Annotated in this window: 7 protein-coding genes; 2 read left to right on the top strand and 5 right to left on the bottom strand. The window is 66.4% G+C overall.

Translation table 11 applies throughout. The annotated features are described in order from the left end of the window. Positions 1-401 (top strand): sodium-independent anion transporter (locus AAG821_RS19880; RefSeq protein WP_341916407.1); only part of this gene is annotated, 401 nt, incomplete at its 5' end. Here AAG821_RS19880 and AAG821_RS19875 read toward each other — a convergent pair. From AAG821_RS19875 to AAG821_RS19860, 4 genes are read right to left on the bottom strand one after another with little or no spacing between them, the layout of a single operon-like run. Then, positions 370-1,845 (bottom strand): NAD(P)H-hydrate dehydratase, encoded by a 1,476-nt coding sequence (locus AAG821_RS19875; RefSeq protein WP_341915683.1) that lies wholly within the window; start codon positions 1,843-1,845, stop codon positions 370-372. The genes AAG821_RS19880 and AAG821_RS19875 overlap by 32 nt on opposite strands. Then, positions 1,842-3,245, bottom strand: coding sequence for an amidase (locus tag AAG821_RS19870; RefSeq protein ID WP_341915685.1), 1,404 nt, complete (start codon positions 3,243-3,245; stop codon positions 1,842-1,844). Before AAG821_RS19870 ends, AAG821_RS19875 begins: the two co-directional genes overlap by 4 nt. A 16-nt stretch (positions 3,246-3,261) precedes the next feature. Next, positions 3,262-4,647, bottom strand: a complete 1,386-nt coding sequence (locus AAG821_RS19865) for a cytochrome P450 (protein WP_341915686.1) — start codon at positions 4,645-4,647, stop codon at positions 3,262-3,264. Between the two features lie 4 nt (positions 4,648-4,651). Next, positions 4,652-5,416: an SDR family oxidoreductase gene (locus AAG821_RS19860; RefSeq protein ID WP_341915687.1), complete on the bottom strand. Its 765-nt coding sequence runs from the start codon at positions 5,414-5,416 to the stop codon at positions 4,652-4,654. Between the two features lie 103 nt (positions 5,417-5,519). Here AAG821_RS19860 and AAG821_RS19855 point away from each other — a divergent pair, with 103 nt between their 5' ends. Further along, positions 5,520-6,575: an alcohol dehydrogenase gene (locus AAG821_RS19855; protein WP_341915689.1), complete on the top strand. Its 1,056-nt coding sequence runs from the start codon at positions 5,520-5,522 to the stop codon at positions 6,573-6,575. Here AAG821_RS19855 and AAG821_RS19850 read toward each other — a convergent pair. Next, positions 6,572-7,018, bottom strand: a complete 447-nt coding sequence (locus tag AAG821_RS19850; RefSeq protein WP_341915690.1) for a VOC family protein — start codon at positions 7,016-7,018, stop codon at positions 6,572-6,574. The genes AAG821_RS19855 and AAG821_RS19850 overlap by 4 nt on opposite strands. Between the last annotated feature and the right edge of the window lie 38 nt (positions 7,019-7,056).

The following is a 7,056-nucleotide window of genomic DNA, read 5'->3' as shown; positions in this document are numbered from 1 at the left end:
AACGCGCCGAGACCGAGGCCGGCGCCACCGCACTGGCCGCCATCGACATCCCGAAAGGCGTCGAGGTGTTCGAGATCAGCGGGCCGTTCTTCTTCGGTGTCGCCGCCATGCTGGCCGATATCCTCGACCGCATCGAGAAAGCGCCGCGGGTGTTCATCCTGCGCATGGGCAATGTGCCGCTGGTGGATGCCAGCGGTATCGACGCGCTGGGCAGCTTCATCGACAAGAACCGCGCACGCGGCACCGTGGTGCTGCTGACCCGCGTGCAGCCACAGCCCCTGCAGGTGCTGCGCGAAATGGGACTGCTGGAGCGGCTCGGGCCCGGTGCGGTGCAGCCGAACCTGACAGCGGCGCTGGCGAAGGCGCGCACTATCGTCGCAGAGCCGCCAACGGCCGCCTGACCGCCTCGATCAGATCGTCGGCGATCAAACCCACGCCGGCTTCATTCGCCGCCGCGCCATGCAGCCAGACGGCGGCACAGGCGGCTTCAAACACCGGCATCCCCTGCGCCAGCAACCCGGCGCAGAAGCCGGCCAGCACATCGCCCGCGCCTGCAGTTGCCAAATCAGGAGGAGCATTCGTGTTGATCGCGGCACGACCGTCAGGATCGGCAATCACGGTATCGGCGCCTTTCAGCACAATGACGGCGTTGCTCATCTTGGCTGCCGCCCGCGCGCGCGCCAGTTTGGTCAGCGCGGCGAGATCGGGGAACAGGCGGGCGAATTCGCCGTCATGCGGCGTCAGGATCGTTGGCCCCCTGATCGCTGCGAACAGCCGCTTCGGATCATCCGCAAAGGCTGTCAGCGCATCGGCATCCAGCACTGTGCCGCGTTTGCTCGCCAGTGCATCCAGCACCGCCTGCTGCGTCGCCATGCCGCTGCCGTTGCCCGGCCCGAGCAGCAGGGTATTGCGGCGCGGATCGGCCAGCGCGGCGCGCCAGCCGGGAATGCCGTCGCAGCGCTGGCGCATCAGCGCATCCGGTCCGCCCCCCTGAAGCATCGCCTCCTGCGGCTGCGCCAGCGTCACCAGTCCGGCCCCGATGCGCAGCGCCGCATGGCCGGCCAGCCGCGTTGCCCCGGCCTGCCGCCCGCCACGCACCAGCACATGGCCGCGGGCATATTTATGGTGTGCGACATGCGGCACCGGCAGTAGCGCGCGCCACAGGGCGGGATCGTTGCGCCATTGCTGCGGCCTGATCTCGGCCAGCACCGCAGCCGAAATGCCGATCTCGGCAACATGCAGATCACCGCAGAGCAGCCGGCCGGGCAGCAGCAGATGGCCCGGCTTGGGCCTGAAAAAAGTGACGCTGCGTGTGGCGCGCACCGCGCCGCCACGAAACTTTCCGTCATCCCCGTGCAGGCCGCTGGGCAGATCGACCGCCACGACTGCCGCGTCGGATTCATTCACCGCATCGACCAGCGCCAGCGCTGCACCCTCCAGTGGCTTGCTCAGGCCGGCGCCGAACAGCGCATCGACGATCACATCGGCCTGCATGATCTGCACCGGCGTGGCAGCAATCACCGGACCGGTCCAGCGCTGCGCCATCGCTGCCGCATCGCCCGTCAGCTTGTCACGCGATCCGAACAGCAGCAGCGCGACCTGCCGGCCGGCATCTTTCAGCAGCCGTGCTGCAACAAAGCCGTCGCCGCCATTGTTGCCTGGCCCGCAGAGCACCACCACGCTCCCCAGTGGATGATGCCGCTGCACCATGCGCGCCACGGCGGCACCTGCGGCTTCCATCAGGTCGATGCCCGGCACGCCGCCGCCCCATGCACCGCCATTGATGGCCGCGCGGTCGGCGGCAGCCATTTCGGTGACAGTGAGCAGAGCGGCGTTATCGGTCATGCCAGTTTCGGCCTCGGCTTGTGCCACTCGGTGGCCGCCTCATAGGCGGCCCCGGCGCGCAGCAGCAGATCCTCGCGATGCATCGGGCCAACCAGCTGGAGAGAGATCGGCAGGCCGGATTTCGAGAAGCCGCAGGGCACCGTGAGCCCGGGCTGCTGAGTCAGGTTGAAGGGATAGGTGAACGGTGTCCACTCCGTCCAGTAGGCATCGCCCATGCTTTCGGGTGCGAGGCGACCGGCGGTGAAGGGCAGCACGGCGAGCGCGGGTGTCAACAGCAGGTCGTATGTTTCATGGAAACGCTTCATCAGCACGCCCAGCCTGCCGCGCTCATTCTGGGCCTGCAGGTATTCCCTGGTGGTGATCTTCGCCCCTGCCTCTGCGGTTTTGATCAGGCCGGGATCGAGCATGGCAAACTTGTCTTTGGGCAGCGCCATGGTCGCATTGTAGGCGCCGAGGAACCAGTGCACATGGAACATCCAGATCGGATCGGCAAAGCCGGGATCGACCTGCTCGACGCTGGCACCCAGCGCCGCGAACTGTTTCGCCGCCACATCCACCGCCGCCGCAACCTCGGGATCGACTTTCGCGAAACCCAGCGTCGGGCTGTAGGCGATCTTCAGGCCTTTCACGCCCTGCCCCAGATTGGCGGTGTAGTCGCGCCCGTCATAGGGCAGCGCGAACCAGTCGCGCGCGTCAGGTTTGACCATCTCGTTCAGCATCAGTGCCGCATCGCGCACCGTGCGCGTCATCGGTCCCAGATGCGCCACGGTGCCGAAGGGGCTGAGCGGCGCCGCCGGCACGCGGCCGAAATTGGGTTTCAGACCGACGATGCCGGTGAAGCCGGCCGGGATGCGGATCGAGCCGCCGCCATCGGTGCCGACCGCAAGCTGGCCGAGGCCGGCGGCGACCTGCGCCGAGGCGCCGCCCGAGGAACCGCCCGGCGTGAGATCGGTGTTCCACGGATTGCGCGTGATGCCGGTGAGCGGCGAGTCCGTCACGCCCTTCCAGCCCATCTCGGGCGAGGTGGTCTTGCCGATGATGACACAGCCGGCTTCGCGCAGGCGCGCCGTCACCGGTGCATCCTCGTCCCAGGCCTGGTGCGGATCGACGGTCTTCGAGCCGCGCAGGGTCGGCCAGCCCTTGGTGAGGATGATGTCCTTGATCGAGGCCGGCACGCCGTCGATGGGGCTGAGCGGCTTGCCGGCTTTCCAGCGCGCTTCAGAAGCTTGAGAATCGCGCAGGGCGGATGCGTCATCGACCAGATTATAGGCGTTGAGCCGGGGGTTGATCGCCGCGATACGCTTGAGCAGCGCATGCGTCACCTCGACCGGCGACAGTTTTCCGGTGCGATAGCCTTCGACCAGATCGGCGGCCGGCATGTAGCAGAGGTCTTCACTCATTCTGAATCTGTCCTGTTCAACGCGGCTGAATGGTCATCGGCAGATTGGGCGACGGCCGCAGGGTGATTTTCGCCACCGGCGTCACCATGGCGCCCGGCACCAGGCGGGCACGCAATTTCTGCGCCAGTGTGGCGAGGATCAGCACCGCCTCGATCATGGCAAAGCCCTGGCCGATGCAGATACGCGGCCCGGCCCCAAAGGGCAGATAGGTGTAGCGGCGACGCGCGGCAGCCTTGTCGGGGGCGAAATTCTCCGGATCGAAGGCATCGGGATTCTGCCAGTACAGCCGGTGCCGATGCATGATCCAGGGCGACACCACCACCATGGTGCCGGCCGGCATCTCGATGGCACCGAAGCGGTCATCGGCCACCGCCTGCCGCGCCGTGGTGTGGGCCGGCGGATAGAGGCGCATCGCCTCCTCGATCACCATGCGGGTATAGATCAACCTGTCGTAGTCGGCATAGGTGGCCGGCCGGCCGCCGAGCACTGTATCAAGCTCGGCATGCAGTTTCGCCTCCACCGCCGGCGCATGGCCCAGCAGATACCAGGTCCAGGCCAGCGCGGTGGCGGTGGTTTCATGGCCGGCGAGGAAGAAGGTGGCCATCTGGTCGCGCACTTCCCGATCATCCAGCACGCTGCCGGTCTCATCGTCGCGCGCCGCCAGCAGCAGACCGAGCAGATCGCTGCCCGGGTCTGCACTCTCGCGCCGGCGGCGGATCAGGCTGTTGATGATGGCATCCATCTCGGCCAGCGCGCGCTGGCCCTCGCGCGCATCGGGGCGCGGCACCCAGCGCGGCAGGCCAAGCAGATCGGGAATATTGGGTCGCACCGTGACCTGGTAGCGGTCCATCGCCGCTCCCACCGCCGAGACATCGGTGGTCGCATCGGCGCCGAACATGGTGCGCGCGATGATGTCGAGCGTCAGCAGCATCATCTGCTCGGCCATGTCGATGCTCTGGCCTTGCGGCAGCGCTACCAGTTTTTCCGCCAGCGCGGCGGAATAGTCCGTCATGATCTCGGCGAAGCCGGCGAGCCGGCGCGGCTGGAAAATCGGCGCCATCATGCGGCGCTGGCGTTTCCATTCCGCACCTTCACTGGTGAGCAGTCCCTTGCCCAGCCCGGGTTCCAGCATGCGCTTGCCGACCGGGTCGCGCTCGTAATTCGCCGCATTGTCGAGCATGACATGGCGGATCAGGTCGGGGTGATTGGCCAGGATCATCGGCTTGAAGCCGAGCCGGTAGACAATGACGTCGCGCTCGAAGGCCTCACTCGTGTAGGTGCCGATGGCATTCTGGCGCAGTGTCTTCAACAGCCGGAACAGCGGCAGGCGGCGTTCGTGCCGCACCGGAAAGGCCGGGATGAAACCCAAGATGTCTCTGGGGCTGTCGCTGGCTGCCGTCATGCGCTTACATCGTGGTCGTCATGCCGCCATCCACGGTGAGCAGGTGGCCGTTGACATAGCCTGCCGCCGGCGAGGCGAGGAACAGCGCGGCGCCGGCCAGTTCGTCAGGCTTGCCCCAGCGGCGCAGCGGCGTGCGGTCGGTGACGTATTTCACGAAATCCGCGTTCTTCATCAGCTCGGCATTCAGCTCGGTTTCGAAATAGCCCGGCGCGATGGCATTGCAGGTGACGCCGCTGGCGCCGAGTTCGGCGGCAAAGGCCTTGGTCATGCCGAGAATGCCGTGCTTGGCTGCCGCGTAAGCGGGTATGCCGGCGCGGCCCCAGACCGACATCACCGAACCGATATTGATGATGCGGCCATAGCCGCGCTTTGCCATGCCAAGACCGGCTGCCTGCGCCAGCGCAAACGCCGCCGTGAGATCGACCTCGATCACCTGGCGCCAGTCCTCCAGCTTATAGTCGGCCAGCGGCTTGCGGATATTCATGCCGGCATTGTTGACCAGGATATCGAGGCTGCCATGGGTCTTTTCGATGGCGGCAATCGCCGACACGCCGGCGGGAATGTCGGCCACATCGAAGGCGGCGATATCGACCAGGCCATGGCGACGCACCACATCGGCAGCCGTCTGCAGGGTTTCGACATGGCGGCCATTCAGGATCACCAGCGCACCGGCCTCGGCAAACAGCTTGGCGAATTCCAGGCCGAAGCCACGCGAGGCACCGGTGATCAGCGCCACCCGGCCGGTGAGATCGAACATTTGCTTCAGCATGACGGAGCCTCCCACGCACATTTCTTGGCCCGAGTTTACCGGTTTGGAGGCTGGACACCAGCCCGCCGGGCTTCCTACCATCATCGCAACACAGGAGGACGCCATGCTGCGCTGCTATCAGGTTGCCGCCTTCGGCAAGCCGCTGGTGCTGACCGAGAAGCCGCTGCCGCAGCCGGCCGGGCGCCAGGTGCTGGTCAGGGTCGAATGCTGCGGCGTCTGCCACAGCGACCTGCATATCTGGGACGGCTATTTCGATCTCGGCGGCGGCAAGCGCGTGGTGGCGGCCGCCAATGGCACTCTGCTGCCGCTGACACCCGGCCATGAGATCACCGGCACGGTTGTGTCGGCCGGCCCCGAGGCGACACAGGTGAAAGCCGGGCAGCGCAAGCTGCTCTTTCCCTGGATCGGTTGCGGCACCTGCCCGCCCTGCCGCGACGGCAACGAGCATCTCTGTGCCGGCGCGCAGCAGGCGATCGGCATCTTCAGCGATGGCGGCTATGCCAGCCATGTGCTGGTGCCCGATGAGCGCTATCTGCTCGATATCGGCAGCCTCGATCCGGCACTGGCGGCGACCTATGCCTGCTCCGGCCTCACCGCCTATTCGGCGCTGAAGAAGATCGGCCGCCTGCGCGAGGATCACAGCCTGCTCATCGTCGGCGCCGGCGGCGTCGGCCTGAATGCGGTGGCGCTGGCCAAAGCCATGACCGGCGTGGCGCCTATCGTCGCCGATCTCGATCCGGCCAAGCGCGCAGCCGCCCTGCAGCTCGGCGCCAGCGAGGCCATCGATCCGCGCGCGGACGGCGCGCTGAAAACACTGCTGAAGGCCACCGGCGGCGTGATGGCGGCGGTGGATTTCGCCGGCTCGGATACCAGCTTCGGCTTCGGCTATGGCGCTTTGCGCAAGGGCGGCCATCTGGTCACCGTCGGCCTGCTCGGCGGCACCGCGAGCTTTTCCATCGGCCTGCATGTGATGAAGGGGTTGCGGGTGAGCGGCAGCTATGTCGGCAGCCTGGCCGAACTGCGCGAACTGCTGGCGCTGGCGCAGACCACCGCGCTGCCGGCCCTGCCGATCACCATGGCGCCGCTGGATCAGGCGACCGCGTCACTGGAAAAGCTGAAGGCCGGCCAGGTGGTGGGCCGGATCGTGCTGGAGGCCTAGTTGAGCGGCCGTTCACCGATCTCTTCGGCCACCATGAGCAGATAGCCATCGGGATCCTGCACGAAAACCTCAAGCTGTCCGGATTCGCGGTCTCCGACGCGCCGCCATGTTTCACGCAGACCGGTATGAATCGGCCAATCCATCGCTGTCAGGGCGGCAATGACGGGATCGAGCCGCCTGACATAGACCTGCAGCATCAGACCCCGGCCATAAGGCCGTTGCAGCGGTCCGGTTTCCCATTGACCGTGGCGCTGGCAGAGCATGATCTGCGCACCATCGGGATGCTCAAGATAGACAAAGCGTTCTACCGGTCGCTGATAGGCGATACCGAAACCGAGCACGTCGCGCCAGAAACTGAGGGATATGGTGAAATCCTGCACCAGCAGTTCCACCATCAGTCTGGGCCAGCCGCTGCGCGGCGGGCCGCCGTATGGATCGGTCATGAGCTTTCTCCGGCAGAAATCCTGCCAGGAGAATCTTG

Origin of the sequence: Ferrovibrio terrae (assembly GCF_943372915.1) — a bacterium.
In the GTDB taxonomy this organism is placed as follows: Bacteria; Pseudomonadota; Alphaproteobacteria; order Ferrovibrionales; family Ferrovibrionaceae; genus Ferrovibrio; species Ferrovibrio terrae_A.
Note: the sequence above shows the minus strand (reverse complement) of the source record. Positions and strands in the feature narration are given on the sequence as shown.

Coding starts and splice junctions, on each gene's coding strand:
- AAG821_RS19875 (WP_341915683.1), bottom strand. CDS start 1,845: ATGACCGATAACGCCGCTCTGCTCACTGTCACCGAAATGGCTGCCGCC.
- AAG821_RS19870 (WP_341915685.1), bottom strand. CDS start 3,245: ATGAGTGAAGACCTCTGCTACATGCCGGCCGCCGATCTGGTCGAAGGC.
- AAG821_RS19865 (WP_341915686.1), bottom strand. CDS start 4,647: ATGACGGCAGCCAGCGACAGCCCCAGAGACATCTTGGGTTTCATCCCG.
- AAG821_RS19860 (WP_341915687.1), bottom strand. CDS start 5,416: ATGCTGAAGCAAATGTTCGATCTCACCGGCCGGGTGGCGCTGATCACC.
- AAG821_RS19855 (WP_341915689.1), top strand. CDS start 5,520: ATGCTGCGCTGCTATCAGGTTGCCGCCTTCGGCAAGCCGCTGGTGCTG.
- AAG821_RS19850 (WP_341915690.1), bottom strand. CDS start 7,018: ATGACCGATCCATACGGCGGCCCGCCGCGCAGCGGCTGGCCCAGACTG.